This window comes from Pseudomonas sp. NPDC096917 (assembly GCF_044762555.1).
Classification (GTDB): domain Bacteria; phylum Pseudomonadota; class Gammaproteobacteria; order Pseudomonadales; family Pseudomonadaceae; genus Aquipseudomonas.
In genome coordinates, this window is record NZ_JBIWEO010000011.1 from 65,076 (window position 1) to 80,002 (window position 14,927).

Consider the following 14,927-nt stretch of genomic DNA (forward strand, 5'->3'; position numbering starts at 1 on the left):
CGAATTGATGCAATTGATTTTGCACATTATGAACGGCTACCTAGGTGATAGCTATCTGTCCCGAAGGGCGGTTCCTAGCCAAAGGGCGCAGATCGCGTACGCTTTCTGGCCGAATGTAGACGATCACCCGGCACTACCAGTGCTGACTATTTGGAAAGAAAGACCAGGAGGGCGGCATACCATAATCTGCGCAAAACCTATCCTGGAGGCCACGACTTGTCGTTGGCTAATGCACGAAAAAACGTTAACTTTGGCATCGTAGATGAGAATATTTGTTCTTTAATTACAAAGACTTATGGCAATCTAGGCTCGAATATGGGGTGCTAGGGGTCGAGTGTTCGAATCACTCCGTCCCGACCATATTTTTCAATGACTTAGCCACCTTTTGGGTGGCTTTTTCATTTCTACCCTAGTGACTTTTCGAGTGACCTTGGGTTTTCTGTTATCCCTGCCTCCTCTTCAGGATCGTCAGCGCTGGTGCGCGTGAGTCGGTTACTGATACCTTGTTTGCAGCCTCAATCAGTTGGTCGGTAATCCCCCCTGAAAAAAGTGCTCATCAGAAGTAGAATTTTCTCCTGACCGGATCAAGGAAATTTTGCGTGAAGACATCGCGTTTTTCAGACAGTCAAATCATGGCCATCCTCAAGCAAGCTGAGGCTGGAACCCCTGCGCCAGAGCTATGTCGCGAACATGGCATCAGTTCAGCTACGTTCTACAAGTGGCGCACCAAGTTCGGCGGTATGGACGCATCGTTGCTGTCTCGGCTGCGTGAGTTGGAGGACGAGAATCGGCGACTTAAAAAAATGCACGCCGATGAGCGTCTTAAAGCCGAAATTATCCAGGAAGCCATGGCAAAAAAGTGGTGAAGCCATCTCGGCGACGAGAGATGGCGCAGGATGCGGTTCGCTGAGGTCGGTGCAGCATCAAGTTGGCGTGTCTGGCTTTCAGGGTCAGCCTCACGTGCTATCGCTATCAGCCGCGTTTGGCGCCTGAAAACGCCGAGATCGCCGATAAACTGATCCAAATCACGTATAACCAGCGTAACTGGGGATTTGGCTTGTGCTTTCTGTACCTGCGCAACGTGAAGGGCTATCGCTGGAACCACAAGCGGGTGTATCGAATTTACCGCGAGCTGGAACTGAATCTGCGTATCAAGCCGCGTAAACGTATTGTGCGCGAAAAGCCTGAACCGCTGGCCGTTCCCGAGGCGACTAACCAGTGCTGGTCGATGGACTTCATGCACGATCAATTAGCGGATGGGCGCAGCTTTCGGGTTTTTAATCTGATTGATGATTTCAACCGGGAAGCCCTGAGTATGGAAATTGATTTTTCGCTTCCAGCTGAGCGCGTAGTGCGGGCACTGGATCAGGTCATTGAATGGCGCGGAAAACCGCAGGCAATTCGCAGTGATAACGGCCCCGAATTCATCAGCGCCAAGCTCACTGGTTGGGCCGAGAAACAGGGTATCCGTTTGGAATATATTCAACCGGGTAACCCGCAACAAAACGCTTACGTCGAACGCTATAACCGCACGGTACGTTACTACTGGCTTGGCCATTACTTATTTGAATCGATACCTGAAGTTCAGGACTACGGGACAAACTGGATCTGGACATACAATCACTTGCGCCCGAATATGGCTCTCGGAGGAGTTACTTCCAAACAGAAATTGGCCATGGTGGCCTGACCTCTATTTTTGGTGAATGCTAAAAATGGGGGGATTACCTAGCTCCGCACCGCCCTCACATGCATTCCCAGCTTCACTTCGGTGGTCGTCAAAAAATATAATCGCGTCATTGAAAATCAAAAGGTGACGGACTTCTTATCGAGTTGAGCCTGGAGTGCATCCCTATGTTCGGGATGGGCGATTTCCAGCAGTTTAGTGGTTCGTTGATTCAGAGTCATACCGCGCAAATCTGCTATGCCGTACTCGGTGACAACGATGACCGCGTCGCTGCGTGCAATGGTTACCGGTCCGTTTAACCTAGTCACGATTCTGCTGTGGCGGCCTGCGGTAGAGGGCAGGGCAATAATGGGCAATCCACCTTTTGAGCTCCGAGCGCCACGGATAAAATCGACCGCTCCGCCGATGGCGCCGACGTAGCTGCCCGCGGCCATCTCCGAATTGACCTGACCGCTCAAGTCGACTTCGACGGCAGAATTGATCGCGACCAGTTTGTCGATGTGCTCAAGGACGTGCGCATTGTGGGTATAGCGGGTCGAGCGTAATTGGATCGCCGGGTTATTGTGAGCATAGTCATGCAGCAGGCGGCTTCCAGTTAGAATGCCGCCAACGCTGATGCCTCGGTCGACTGTCTTGCGCTGATTGGTGATAGCACCGCTTTGCATCAGGCGCGCTACGCCGTCTCCAAGGCTGCCTGAATGCACGCCCAAATGGCGATGGTCGCCTAATGCACTCAAAACGGCGTCGGGTGTGGCGCCGATGCCCATTTGCAGGGTGGCGCCATCTTCGATCAGTCCGGCGATATGCCTGGCGATGCGCTGATCGATTTCCCGGATTGGGCTGAGCTGATTTTCCATGGGCGCCCGATCGGTGAACAGGATGGCGTCCAGATCATCGTCGCCCAAGGTTCGGTCGCTGTAAGTCCATGGCGCCTGTGCATTTATTTCTGCGATCACCAGGCGAGCGCTGTCGAGCGCTGGCAGCAAATACTCGCTGGCTAGGCTCAGACTGTAGCGACCCTCGGCATTGGCGGGCGCCAGTTGCAGCATCAACACGTCGATACGCAAAGCACCGCTACTGATCAGGTCCGGTAGTTCGGAGTAGTGACTAGGCATCACCTGCAGCAAACCGGCATCAGCCAACTGGCGGTTGGCCCCCGCGCCGCAATACGCGATGAAATCCACGTGATCGGCGTGCTCGGGTGTACAGGTCGGGCTGTTGGCGATCCCCAACATCACCCGGAACCGGCCGATCTTTTGCCGCTGGGCCATCAATGCCTGGGTCAAAGGCAGGGGCTCGGCATTGGCCTGCCCCCACATTACCGTGTCGCCCGGTTGGATTAATGCAGCCAGGTCCAGCGATTCGAGGTGCAACAGCTGTGGCATCGGGGCGATCTCGGCGACATTCAGCCGCAGCTGCTGGTTGGGCAGCCAACGGCTTCAAAAAAGGTAGGGGGAAACGGCGGCGGCAAAGGCCGCCGTGGTCTTTAGGCGATTGACGACGGGTGCTTGGCCAGCGGCGTGACCTGGATAGTCATGTACGGGAACAGTGGCAGGCTGGACAGCAGCGCATGCAGTTCGTCGTTACTGGCCACGTCTAGGATGCTGATGTTTGAATACTGCCCAACTATTCGCCACAGGTGCGGCCATTTGCCTGCCTCCTGAAGCTCGGTGGCGCGTTTCTTTTCGGCGGCTTTGATCGCCTCCACGGTGTCGGCAGGGATATCGCGAGGAATGTTTACGTCCATCTTTACGTGATAAAGCATAAGTTCTACTCCGATTAGATTTTGCTGTTGATCAATGGATGGTGGGCAACCCTAGCGCTGTGATCGTCCGGGTTGTGACCCAGGTTGGCGTCGACATCTTCCAGGCGCACACCGCGGGTTTCTGGCAGCAGCAACACGGCGATGATTGCCAGGGCATACGCCACCAGGCAAAAGCCACCGATCGCTTCAGCCAAGCCAAAACGCTCAGACAGAACCCCGACTCCAGCGATGGACAACGCACCCAGGGATTTACCCAGGTTGTAGGAAAAGCCCATGCACGTGGTGCGTATGTGGGTAGGGAACAGCTCGCTCAGGAAGGGGCCGACGACTGCGAAGATGCCCGTGGCGAAGGCGCCGACAGGAAAGCTCATCAGCATCAACAGAGTGGGGCTCATCGGCACGAGCATGTAAACCACGGTGAAAATCCATGCGCCCAGGCAGAAGACCAGCAGCGCAGGCCGACGACCGTAGCGATCGGAGAGGTACGCGGTGAGGACGAAGCCGGCGAATGCACCGGCGCACATGATCAGCATCGTGATGACAACCGGACCTGGCTTCAGTCCGCGGACCTGCACCATCAGCGTTGGCAGCCACGCCATGATGGTATAGGCGGCGGCCTGTAGACCCGTCACTAACAAGGCGCCCAACAGAGTCAGGCGGATCACGGAAGGGCGGAAAGCGGAGAGGATCGAGGCTTTCTCGTTATTGGCGGCCTTGGCTTCTTTGAAAATTTCGGCGTCCTTGACGTTGCGGCGTATAAACAGCACGAACGTGGCCGGAATGATCCCCACCCAAAAGGCGACACGCCACGCCATCTCCGGTGGCAGGTAAGCCAGTAGCACGGTCATGACCACCGCCGACAGGGCCCAGCCCACCGAGAACCCGCTCTGTACGAAGCCTAACGCTTTGCCGCGATGCTCGGGGCGAATGACCTCTGCCATCAGCGCCGCACCCACTGCCCATTCACCACCGAAGCCCAGGCCTTGCAAGGTACGCACGACCAACATTTGTTCGAAGGATTGAGTAAAACCTGCCAGCACGCCGAAAAGCGTGAACCAGCAGATGGTGAAGATCAGAATCCGCACCCGACCGTAGCGGTCGCTGAGGATTCCCGCGGCCCAACCGCCCAGTGCCGCCGAGAGCAGCGCGGCGGTGCCGAGGATACCGGCCTCGCCCTTGGATATCTGCCAGACCGCCATCAGGGTCGGCAACAGAAAGCTGAACATCTGGGCGTCGTAAGTATCCAGCGCCCAGCCGGAAAAACATGCCCAGAACGTTTTGCGTTCTTGTGAGGAGCCGGTTTTGTACCATTCGAACATATCGCCGTCCTTCTTGTTATTGGACTTTTTATTGGAGGGACCTTGGGCCTGGGAGGCTGTGATCCAGACTGCAGCAATGACCGGGTGGCGCCCATGTGCCTTTGCAAAACCGCGCCTTGCAGCTTGACTAAAACTCAGGCATCGCGTGGTGAAATCAATAAATCCTGAGCCATGCTAGCGACCAGTCGACCGTCTCGCCGATAGATGTGCGTCATGGTCAGCCCGCGTCCGGAGACGCTGCGCACCGCATCGTTGACGAACAGCAACCACTCATTGACGTCGATCTCCAGACTGTGAAACCACAGCGTGTGGTTGAGGTTGCTGACGTAATGGTTTTGCCAGAGATCAAGCATCCCTTGCCCCGGTGTCAGGCTGGCGTTCAACCAACCGTCAGACAGATACGCCAGCGCCGCATGGTGCAGGCAACCTTCGGCCGCAAGCGGCTGGTTCAAGCGCACCCAGTAAGCGATGTCTCGGCGGGCAGCGGGGCGCTCGAAATGATCCTGATGAATCAGCCGGATATCGAGTACCGGCCGGGCACTGAAACGCAATTGCACGGCCTCACTGTCCAGCGGGTAATGCTCGGCCAGTTCAGCCAGGGTCGGCAGGCTTTCCGGCGCAGGCATTGGTTGCTGCAGTTGGTGCGGATTGCCGGGTTCGGATTGAGCTACTTGAAAGCTGGCGTTGGCGCTGAGCACCAGGCCGGTACCCTGGACACCATAGACGTGGCGAGTGGAAAGACGTCGCCCATCTTGCAGCGCCTCGACGCTGTATTCGATGATGTCTTTGGTACGCGCACCCTGCAGAAACGTCATTTGCAGCATGCTCGGGCTGCGTCCGTTCGCCGTCTGCGCCGCAGCCCACAACGCTTGCCCCAGCAACTGACCGCCATAGACCCGGCCGTTAGCATTGATGTCATAGGCATAGCTGCGCCAGTTGTGCTGGCCTGCCGGTTCCAGGGTCAACAGTTCGGTGAGATCGCGTTGGTCCCAACTACGCCCGCTGGTCATTGGCTTAGGGTCGCTGAAGCACTGTGGGTCAATGACTTGTGCAGGGTCGACGAGTCATCGCGCAGGGTCAGCGCACTGAAGTCCAGAGGCACTTGTGTCACCTCCTGCAATGCCTGCGGCGTGATGTCACCGATCAACTCGAGCACTTTTACGCCGGTGGCGGTGATATCCATTGTTGCCAGTTCGGTGTAGACACGACTCACGCAACCCAGCCCGGTCAATGGGTAGGTGCACGCTGGCAGTAATTTGCTGCGACCGTCTTTGCCCAGATGCTCCATCATGACGTAGACCCGCTTGGCGCCGATGGCCAGGTCCATTGCGCCACCCACTGCCGGAATCGCATCCGCGGCGCCGGTGTGCCAGTTGGCCAGATCACCGCTGGCCGACACTTGGAATGCGCCCAATACGCAGACATCCAGATGCCCGCCGCGCATCATCCCGAAGGAGTCGGCATGGTGGAAAAAAGCGCCGCCCGGGGCGAGTTCGATAGGCTCTTTGCCCGCGTTGATCATGTCCCAGTCTTCTTCGCCAGGCGCGGCAGCTTGCCAGCGGCCCAACACGCCGTTTTCACTGTGCAGGAAGAAGTCTTTATCCAGCGGCAGGTGGTTGGCTACCAGGGTCGGCAGGCCAATTCCGAGGTTGACGTAAAAGCCTTCGGTGATGTCTCGTGCGACTCGTTGCGCCATGGCGATGCGTACATTCTTGTCCATACCAGTCATCCCGCTCGATTTAGAAGTGTCGCTGGTTCGCCGGCCGGGTCGCGGCGCAACACCAGGTGCTTGACGAAGATCCCCGGCGTGACGATGGTCTCGGGGTCCAGTTCGCCCAGCTCGCAGAAGCGCTCGATGGAGGCGATCGTGTTTTTTGCCGCCATGGCCATCACCGGGCCGAAGTTGCGTGCCGTCTTGCGATACACCAGGTTGCCCCAACGATCACCGGCCTCGGCCTTGATCAAGGCGTAATCGACGTGGATCGGATACTCAAGCACATAGTCGCGGCCTTTGATGCTGCGGGTCTCCTTGCCTTCGGCCAGCAACGTGCCGAAGCCTGTGGGTGTAAAGAACGCGCCAACACCTACGCCAGCAGCGCGCAAGCGCTCGGCCAGATTGCCTTGAGGCACTATCTCCAACTCGATCTTTCCGGCGCGATATAGGGTTTCGAAAACGTGAGAGCCGGTCATGCGCGGATAGGAACAGAGAATCCGACGCACCCGACCCGCTTTGAGCAGTGCAGCAAGACCGGAATCGCCCTGTCCCGCGTTATTGCTGACGAGCGTCAGGTTGCGAGCGCCTTGGTCGATCAGCGCCTCAATCAAGTCATCGGGCATACCCGCACCGCCGAAACCGCCCACGGCGATGGTGGCCCCATCGGGAATATCAGCCAGAGCCGCCTGTACGCTGGTGGAAAGCTTGTCGATCATGGATGTGGTCCTTGTTGTGAGATCTTCCACCGTTATCGTCCAGCGTCGGGATAACGGCGGGATACAGGCTGACAAAGCGTCGGGTGCGTGGCCCGCACGCTTCGCCTTCCTGGTTTGATCAGCTTGCCCAACGCAGCCGGTAGTCACAATTTCGGTCTTCGGAAGGCTTGATTAACCGGTGATTAACAGCCATTCGACGAGGGCTTTAAACACCGGCCACACCGACCGTCATTCCTCCGCAGACGTACAGCACTTGTCCGGTGACGAAGCCACTTCGAGCGTCTAGAAGGAACGCGGTAGCCTGGGCGATATCGTCCGGCATGCCCAATCGCTTGACGGGAATCGAATCGATGATGGCCTGCGTGCGAGGGCTGTCTGGCGGGTTGGCGCGCTCGAACAATTCAGTCCGGATCGGGCCAGGGCCGATAGCGTTGGCCGTGATACCAAAGCGGCCCAACTCCAGCGACCAGACCCGGGTCATACCCAACAATCCCGCCTTGGTGGCGGCATAGGCGCTGCGTAGCTCCTTGCCCAAGGCCGCGCGTGAAGACATATTGAGGATGCGCCCGAAGCCAGCCTCTTTCATGCCGGGCAACAGGGCTTGCATGCACTGCAGCGAGCGGCGCAGGTTGAGCGCCCAGACCTGCTCCAACTCCTCGAGGCTTTGTTCTTGCGCACTGTTGGGGCAGACCATGCCGACGTTGTTGACCAGTCGGGTGATAGGCCCGCCGGCCAGCGCTTGTTCAAGCGCCTGTGCGGTGGCTTTGACATTGCTGAGGTCAGTAAGAATGCCCTCTCTTATACGATCGATAATCACCGGTTCGAAGCCGTCTTCAATACAACGCTGAACAATCGCTGCGCCAATACCAGAGGCGCCGCCAGTAATCAGTACTCGTTCTCTGGACATCGTGTGTTCCTTGAGTGGCTTTAGACGGTTGCGACAGGATTCAACGGTGCACCCACGGCTCCCGGTAGGCGCAAGGGTGGGGCAGTCAGCAGAAAACGATTGCGCTGGTGGGCGCGTAACCATTTGGCCAGAGGCGTGAGGTGCCACAGTTCGCCCAGGTGAATACCCAGCTTGAACAGGCAGTGGTGATGCAACGGCATGACGGAGCAACAGCCATCGCCATGCCCGTTGGGGAAAATTTCCACCGAGTAATTGTCGGCAGCGATAGCGACCAATCCGCTGTCAGTGATCCATTGCAGCAGACGCTGGTCATTACCGTCGAGTACCGCTCCCAGCGAGTCCAGGACCTGGGGGGCCGGTTGTTTGTTCATTCCGAGCACCGCTTCGGCGTAGCCGGTGTGCAGGCAGACAATATCGCCAGGATCGACCTGCACCTGATCGGCTTCGAGCACGTACATCAATTCGTCATAGCCAATATGGGTACGGGCATCGCCGTAGTGATGGTGCAGGTCGATCATCACACCACGGCCTTGCACGCAGGTTTCGGCCATGCGTTCGATGCCCAGGGCGTGGGCGCACGAGGTGCTGTGAGGAGAGATTTCACCCTCAACGCCGCAGTCGGCGATATCACTGGGGCCGACGACATCAATGCCCGCGGCATAGCCGTTGTAATAAAGGGGCTCAGCCACTCCGTCACCGTTGGCGTCGAACAGGGCGCCAACGTGAGAAAGGGCATCCCACTGGGTGGAATACTGCAAATGCAGAATGGCCAGGTCGTCGCTCAGCACGTCGGGGCGGCCCGCCTGGATGCGGTCGTACTGATAATTCATATTGACTCCGCCTTTACGCAGCAAGGGACGCAGAATCGGTGGCCGGCGATTGGCGTTCATGGCATTGCCGCCCGGGTAGTCCAGTGGCAGGCTCAAACAGAAAGCCAGACCTTCGTAGACTTCGGCGATGCCTTGTTGAACCTTTTCAGCGGTGAGCAGGTTGAGTCGTCCCTTCTGATCGTCGGGGCCAAAATCCCCCCAATTCGAGCCTTCGGGACGATGTTTCCAACGGTGATAGGTCATAGGGCCTTCCTTCTTCTTATAAACGCAGGCGGCCGTCAGCCGCCCATGGGTATTGAGCCTCCTGCTCTCAGGCTCGCGTAGTCGGGCACACTGTGGTGTTCTATCGCGTGGCATCAAGCGCTGTTCAGACGGGTGGGGCAGCATTGTCCGAGGCGTGGCACCATTCGACCAGGCTGTTGGCGAAATCTCGGGCGAACGATGAAAGGCCGTCAAAATCTTGTGCGCACAGCTGGAAGGTACGTACTGCCCAAGGATCGACCAGTGCGCACGACCCGATGTTTTGTTGGCCCTTGAGTCGGGTGAAGCCGGCCTGGGGCACAATGGCAATGCCGGCACCGGCTTCAACCATCCGAAAAATCGCATCCGAGCTCGCTACCTGCACGCGAATCGTCAACGGCGTATGAAGCGCAGCGGCAGCCCGACTGAGGAATACGTGGATCGCGCTGCCTTCGAGCAACGAGACGAAGGCGTATTGCAGGGCTTCTTTGAAAAACACTTCGCTGTTGGCCAGTATGGGATGCCCAAGGGGGGCGATGACCATCAGGCGGCTGGACACCAGGGGCACGCTTTGCAGCCCATCGGTGACCACGCTGCCGGACACGATTCCAAGGTCGGCGCCGCCATCGCGAATACTGCGCACAATGTCATCGCTGAGGCGCTCGCGCATGTCGATATGCACGTCCGGATGGGACTTCAGGTACTCGCCCACGACAGGCGGCAAGTATTCGGTGATCGCCGTGGTATTGGCCAGCAACCTCAACTGCCCCTTCAGGCCAATGGCATATTCCTGCAGGTCACCTGTGAGCAATGCCAACTGCGCGAGGATCACTCGCGCATGTTGCAGATAGGTCTTGCCCGCGTTGGTCAGTGTCACGCCCTGAGGTGAGCGTTCGAGCAGGCGCATGCCCAGGTTGTCTTCAAGGTTTTTGATGCGATTGCTGGTCGCGGGGACCGAGAGAAATGAACGCTCGGCGCCTCGAGTCAGGCTGCTGGTTTCCGCAATGTTGATGAACAGGCGGAAGTCAGTGATATCAAAATGGGTCGCCATTATTCTTCAACTTCTTGATCAGAGATCACCCAAGGTAATGGCAGTCTCCATCGCCTGTCCATAAACGAGCGGCTGTGTCGGGATCGCCGGTCTACCACTGCGCCGGTTCAAAAAGAAAGCCATCGCCCTGTCGCCGGATATAGCCGCAATGTGGCTCGCCGAAGTGCACCGGCATGATCAGCGCTTCCCGATCAGCGGCGCGGTTGAGGAATTCCATTCGCGTAGTGCGGGCAGTGTCTTCCCAGATGCAATAACCGGAATTCACGTCTGGACGAACGACCTGAATCGGGCTGTGCAAGATGTCGCCACAGAACAGACCTTCGTCACCGCGAGAGCGTACGCGGAATGCCACTTGCCCCGGGCTGTGTCCTGGCGCAGGCTCGACCACCAGGCAATCGGCGATTTCCTGTGGCGCCTCCATCATCACGCCAAGCCCTTCTTCGATGATTGGCATGACGCTGTCAAAGAACGAATCGCCAAACACGTCGATGACGCCTGACTCCTTGTTCTTGCCTTCCTTGCAGAAGTCGAAGTCTTGCTTGGGAATGTAGTAACAGGCGTTGGGGAATGTCGGTACCCAGCGTCCGTCCTGCCATGTGGTGTTCCAGCCGACGTGATCGGCGTGCAGGTGCGTCATTACGACATGGGTTACTTTTTCCGGCGCCGCACCCGCAGCGGTCATCCATTCGCGCACCAGGGTATTGAGCATGTTCATCCGCGGGATGCCCGCACGCGGCTTGAAGTTTCCGACACCGGTGTCGACCACGATGATGTTGCTACCGGCGTGGACCACCCAGAACTGGATGGTCACGATCAATTTGTCCATGTGTGGTACCCAATGATGGGGTGCCATCAATTGTTGGTGCTCTTCGAGAACGCTGCGATCGATCGAGGGGAACAGGAAGGCGGGATCGTGGGTCGGTCCTGCGTATTCGAGGATTCGGGTGACTTTGATATCGCCGATCATGCGTGACTGCATCATGGTGTGTTTTCCTCTTTTCTCTTATTAGGTTCAGCTAGGAAGCGTGCCCGCTGACGGCGACCCGATGTTCAGGTTTGGCCATGAAATCGCGGTAAATCTCGGCGCCAGTACGGCCTTCGAGAATGTATTGTTCAAGCAGGGCCCCGACCCAGCGCGGACTCTGTACTGGCATGAAATGCCCCGAGGCAACCTGCAGCGCTTCGATGTGACTGGCAAAACCCGCGAGCCGATTGATTTCCGCAGGTGGACGCAAGCCATCAAATTCACCTGCGACCAGCAGTGTATGGAGTGGTAAGCGGGGCAGATCGGCCTCCAACTCCATGCGCGCAAGCATCGCGAAGATAGCGGCGAAGCTATGTGGGTCTGCGCTCAGCCAGCGAAGGTTGAAGCGTTCGAATGCAGCGGCATCTGTTCGCAACGATACGGGCCAGGTCTTGTCCAGCAGCGCCGGGATCAGTGTTTTCAATCCTTCTTGGCGAATCATGCTGGCGCTTGCCAGCGTAGCCTCGCGGGCCGTGGGCGCCACGCCGCAGGCCGGTGCCAGTGCGATCAAGTGGCTGACCCGATGCGGATGAAGGGCCGCGAAACGAATGGCAATGGCAGCGCCCACCGCGACCCCGACCAATGCCAAGGGCCCGTTGATCTGCAGCCTGTCCAACAATGCAGCGAGATCGTGGATGTGTGCATCGAGATCGATTTCGCCGACGATTTTTTCTGAAAGTCCTGAGCCGCGCACATCATAACGCAGTGTCTGGAACTTCCCTTGGAGGAGGGTGCAAACCTGGTCCCAGCTTTCCAGGGTGCCGCCCATTTCATGAATCAATACCAGCGCCGGCCCGGTATTTTGGCTCAGTTCAAAGCGCAGTGCCTGGTTGTTTACTTTCACCCAGTTCATGTCGCTGCCTCGCTCAGACGCGCTCGAAAATCGCGGCCATACCCTGGCCGCCGCCGATGCACATGGTTTCCAGTCCATAACGCACATCGCGTCGGCGCATTTCATGGAGCAGGGTGGTCATGATACGCAGGCCGGTCGCGCCGATTGGGTGCCCTAAAGAAATGCCCGAGCCGTTGACATTGACCCGCTGGATATCCTGAAGGTCCCAGGCGCGCAAGACCGCCAGTGCCTGAGCGGCAAAGGCCTCGTTAACCTCTATCAGGCCCATGTCGGCCAGGCTCAGACCGGTGCGTTGAAGCAGTTTGGCCACGGCGGGCACCGGGCCGATACCCATGCGTGCCGGATCACATCCGGCCGATGACCAGTCCACCAGCCGAGCGATCGGTTGCAGGTTATGCCTAACTGCGTATTCGCGGGACACCACCAGGCAACCGGCAGCAGCATCGCTTTGCTGGCTGGAGTTGCCCGCGGTGCACACCCCCCCGGGCAACAGTGTGCGCAGGCTTGCCATGGTTTCCAGGCTGGCATCGGCGCGGATGCCTTCGTCCATACTTAAGCGTTCGCTTGTGCCACGTTTGCGTGGTACGTCGAGGGCAATGACCTCGTCGGCAAACCGTCCTTCGCGCCATGCCGTTGCTGCATTCAAGTGGCTGCGAACGGCGAAGCGGTCAGCTTCTTCGCGGGAAATACGGTAATCGTGGGCCAGGTTTTCAGCGGTCTCCGGCATGCCCGAAATACGACCAAAGCGCGCCTCGGGCTGTGAGCGCTCACGGCCTCGCTCCAGGCGGTCGTGCATTTTCACACTGCCGGCGCGCGCTCCCCAACGCATGTCGTTGGTGTAGTACTCAATGTTGCTCATGCTCTCGACGCCGATGACCATGACCGCTTCGGCGTGGCCTGTCTGGATACGCATCGCTGCATCGGCGATGGCTTGCAGACCGGAACCGCAGCGCCGGTCCAGCGAGTAACCTGGCACCTCGATGGGCAAGTCGGCCAGCAGCGCGGCATAACGGCCCATGCAGGGCGCCTCGCTGTTGGCGTAAGACTGGGAAACGATGACTTCATCCAGAGAGTCTGGGGCGAGGTTCAGGCGGCTCACCAGGGTACGAATAACGGTAGCCGCTAGCTGATCAGCAGTCAGTGAGGCGAGTGCGCCACCAAATTTGCCGATAGGCGTTCTCAGCGGCGACACGATCAAAGCGTCTTTCATCACGCAGGTACCTTTTATTATGGGCGTGTGCGACATGTTCAAACCAGGATGGCGGAGGTGGGTCTGACAGACAATTTCGTTTAGCAAAAGGCAGCGTTCCGTGCTGCTTAACCACCACCCTTTGGTAGGGGTGTTTTCCTCGGCGCAAGTGCCGCTTAAGCAAAATCCAATACCCAAGCCGTAAAGGGCTGCCCATGCTGGCTTCGCCCTGAGCGTCCGACGCTGTGGCGACCCAATAAAAACAATTATCGGAAACCACCCCCCATGCAAAAGCTTCCCTTGGCGCATGCGTGCGCGCTCACCTGTGTTGCGCCAATCCTGGCCCTTCCTTGCATCGCCCAAGCTGACTTTCTCGGCGACAGCAGCACCACGCTCAGTCTGCGCAACTTTTACTTCAACCGTGACTTTCGCCAGGACAATGCCCCCCAGTCCATGCGAGAAGAGTGGGCGCAAGGTTTCATGTTCAACGCTAAATCTGGCTACACCGAAGGCCCGATAGGCTTCGGCGTAGACCTGTATGCCGCGCTAGGGGTCAAACTGGATTCGTCCGACGGCCGCGCAGGCACCGGTTTGCTGCCTAACGCATTTGGAAGCGCGGGGCCGGGTGAGTACAGCGATCTGTCGGGGGTGTTCAAGGCCAAAGTGTCGAAAACTGAGCTTAAAGTGGGTGGTTTGATGCCTAAGTCTCCCGTCGTGTTGTCCAGTGATGCGCGGCTGCTGCCACCGCTTTTCAATGGTGTCGCCCTGACGTCCACCGACGTTGATAACCTGATGATTGATGTCGGGCAATTTCGCAGCGTCAACTATCGTAATTCCAGTGGTAACCACGATGACCTGAGGACGGCTAACTACTCGGCCAGCAGTGACCGTTTCGATTACGCCGGTGCGGCCTATACGTTCAGTCCGCAGTTGACTGCCTCCTTTTGGCGGGCGGAGCTGGAGAATGTATACCAGCAGAACTACTACGGCCTGCTGGCTACTCAGACCCTTGGGCGCTGGACGTTGGGTGGTAACCTGGGTTACTTCGATTCCTCTGAGGTGGGAGCACAGCGGGCAGGAAAGATCGACAGTGGGCTGACGTCACTGCTGTTGTCGGCCAATCTGGGTGGGCATACCTGGCGGGTCGGCTACCAGGACAACCGTGGCCATTCAGCGCTTCCCTTCTTGCAGGATGCAGACCCGAACGTCGCAAACGTGGTGCAGATTCTCGATTTCACCCGTGCCCAAGAGCGTTCATGGCAAGCTCGCTACGACGTGAACATGGCCGCTTTTGGCGTACCTGGCCTGACCTTTCTTGCGCGCTATCTGCGCGGTGACGGTTTCGAAGTGGCGGGTAGCAACGCCCAAGAGTGGGAACGCGATCTGGACGTGAGCTACGTCATCCAGAGTGGCCCGCTGAAAGACTTCGCAATGCGCTGGCGCAACGCGATGGTGCGCTCGGATGCACTGGGTGACCTGGACGAAAACCGAGTAATTCTGTCGTACACCTATGCGTTCAAATAACTGAGCTGACCGCGCTCCGCTGAAACCAAAAAAGGACCCTCAGAGGCTGGTGGTCCTTTAGCCGTATCGCAAAACGGACCACCGGGAATCCCGGTGGTCCGTTAACGGTAT

General features: G+C 58.0%; 13 protein-coding genes and 1 pseudogene. 2 read left to right on the forward strand and 12 right to left on the reverse strand.

Annotation, left to right across the window (positions count from 1 at the left end; genetic code table 11):
* Window positions 1-599: 599 nt before the first annotated feature.
* Window positions 600-1,687: pseudogene (locus tag ACIQYF_RS14510) on the forward strand (IS3 family transposase).
* A gap of 116 nt (window positions 1,688-1,803) precedes the next feature.
* Here the strand turns inward: ACIQYF_RS14510 and ACIQYF_RS14515 are convergent.
* From ACIQYF_RS14515 to ACIQYF_RS14570, 12 genes are all read right to left on the reverse strand, one after another.
* Window positions 1,804-3,069: an acetyl-CoA hydrolase/transferase family protein gene (locus ACIQYF_RS14515; protein WP_402862785.1), complete on the reverse strand. Its 1,266-nt coding sequence runs from the start codon at window positions 3,067-3,069 to the stop codon at window positions 1,804-1,806.
* 101 nt (window positions 3,070-3,170) lie between these two features.
* Complete coding sequence (catC, locus tag ACIQYF_RS14520) at window positions 3,171-3,449, reverse strand: muconolactone Delta-isomerase (RefSeq protein WP_402862788.1); 279 nt, start codon at window positions 3,447-3,449, stop codon at window positions 3,171-3,173.
* 14 nt (window positions 3,450-3,463) lie between these two features.
* A complete protein-coding gene (locus ACIQYF_RS14525) occupies window positions 3,464-4,768 on the reverse strand; it encodes an MFS transporter (RefSeq protein WP_402862791.1) in 1,305 nt (434 codons plus the stop codon).
* Between the two features lie 134 nt (window positions 4,769-4,902).
* Window positions 4,903-5,778 carry an acyl-CoA thioesterase gene (locus ACIQYF_RS14530; protein ID WP_402862794.1) on the reverse strand — a complete coding sequence of 292 codons (876 nt, stop codon included), beginning with the start codon at window positions 5,776-5,778 and terminating at the stop codon, window positions 4,903-4,905.
* A complete protein-coding gene (locus ACIQYF_RS14535) occupies window positions 5,775-6,497 on the reverse strand; it encodes a 3-oxoacid CoA-transferase subunit B (RefSeq protein WP_402862797.1) in 723 nt (240 codons plus the stop codon). The genes ACIQYF_RS14530 and ACIQYF_RS14535 overlap by 4 nt, the downstream gene beginning before the upstream one ends.
* Complete coding sequence (locus ACIQYF_RS14540) at window positions 6,494-7,198, reverse strand: 3-oxoacid CoA-transferase subunit A (RefSeq protein ID WP_402862800.1); 705 nt, start codon at window positions 7,196-7,198, stop codon at window positions 6,494-6,496. The genes ACIQYF_RS14535 and ACIQYF_RS14540 overlap by 4 nt, the downstream gene beginning before the upstream one ends.
* Before the next feature lie 205 nt (window positions 7,199-7,403).
* Window positions 7,404-8,105, reverse strand: coding sequence for an SDR family oxidoreductase (locus ACIQYF_RS14545; RefSeq protein WP_402862803.1), 702 nt, complete (start codon window positions 8,103-8,105; stop codon window positions 7,404-7,406).
* Between the two features lie 20 nt (window positions 8,106-8,125).
* Window positions 8,126-9,178: a cyclase family protein gene (locus tag ACIQYF_RS14550; RefSeq protein ID WP_402862806.1), complete on the reverse strand. Its 1,053-nt coding sequence runs from the start codon at window positions 9,176-9,178 to the stop codon at window positions 8,126-8,128.
* 124 nt (window positions 9,179-9,302) lie between these two features.
* Window positions 9,303-10,226 carry a LysR substrate-binding domain-containing protein gene (locus ACIQYF_RS14555; RefSeq protein WP_402862809.1) on the reverse strand — a complete coding sequence of 308 codons (924 nt, stop codon included), beginning with the start codon at window positions 10,224-10,226 and terminating at the stop codon, window positions 9,303-9,305.
* Between the two features lie 91 nt (window positions 10,227-10,317).
* Window positions 10,318-11,208 (reverse strand): MBL fold metallo-hydrolase, encoded by an 891-nt coding sequence (locus tag ACIQYF_RS14560; protein ID WP_402862812.1) that lies wholly within the window; start codon window positions 11,206-11,208, stop codon window positions 10,318-10,320.
* A gap of 34 nt (window positions 11,209-11,242) precedes the next feature.
* Window positions 11,243-12,103 (reverse strand): alpha/beta fold hydrolase, encoded by an 861-nt coding sequence (locus ACIQYF_RS14565; RefSeq protein WP_402862815.1) that lies wholly within the window; start codon window positions 12,101-12,103, stop codon window positions 11,243-11,245.
* Window positions 12,104-12,116: 13 nt separating this feature from the next.
* Complete coding sequence (locus tag ACIQYF_RS14570) at window positions 12,117-13,313, reverse strand: acetyl-CoA C-acetyltransferase (protein WP_402862818.1); 1,197 nt, start codon at window positions 13,311-13,313, stop codon at window positions 12,117-12,119.
* Window positions 13,314-13,577: 264 nt separating this feature from the next.
* Here ACIQYF_RS14570 and ACIQYF_RS14575 point away from each other — a divergent pair, with 264 nt between their 5' ends.
* A complete protein-coding gene (locus ACIQYF_RS14575; protein ID WP_402862821.1) occupies window positions 13,578-14,816 on the forward strand; it encodes an OprD family porin in 1,239 nt (412 codons plus the stop codon).
* Window positions 14,817-14,927 lie beyond the last annotated feature (111 nt).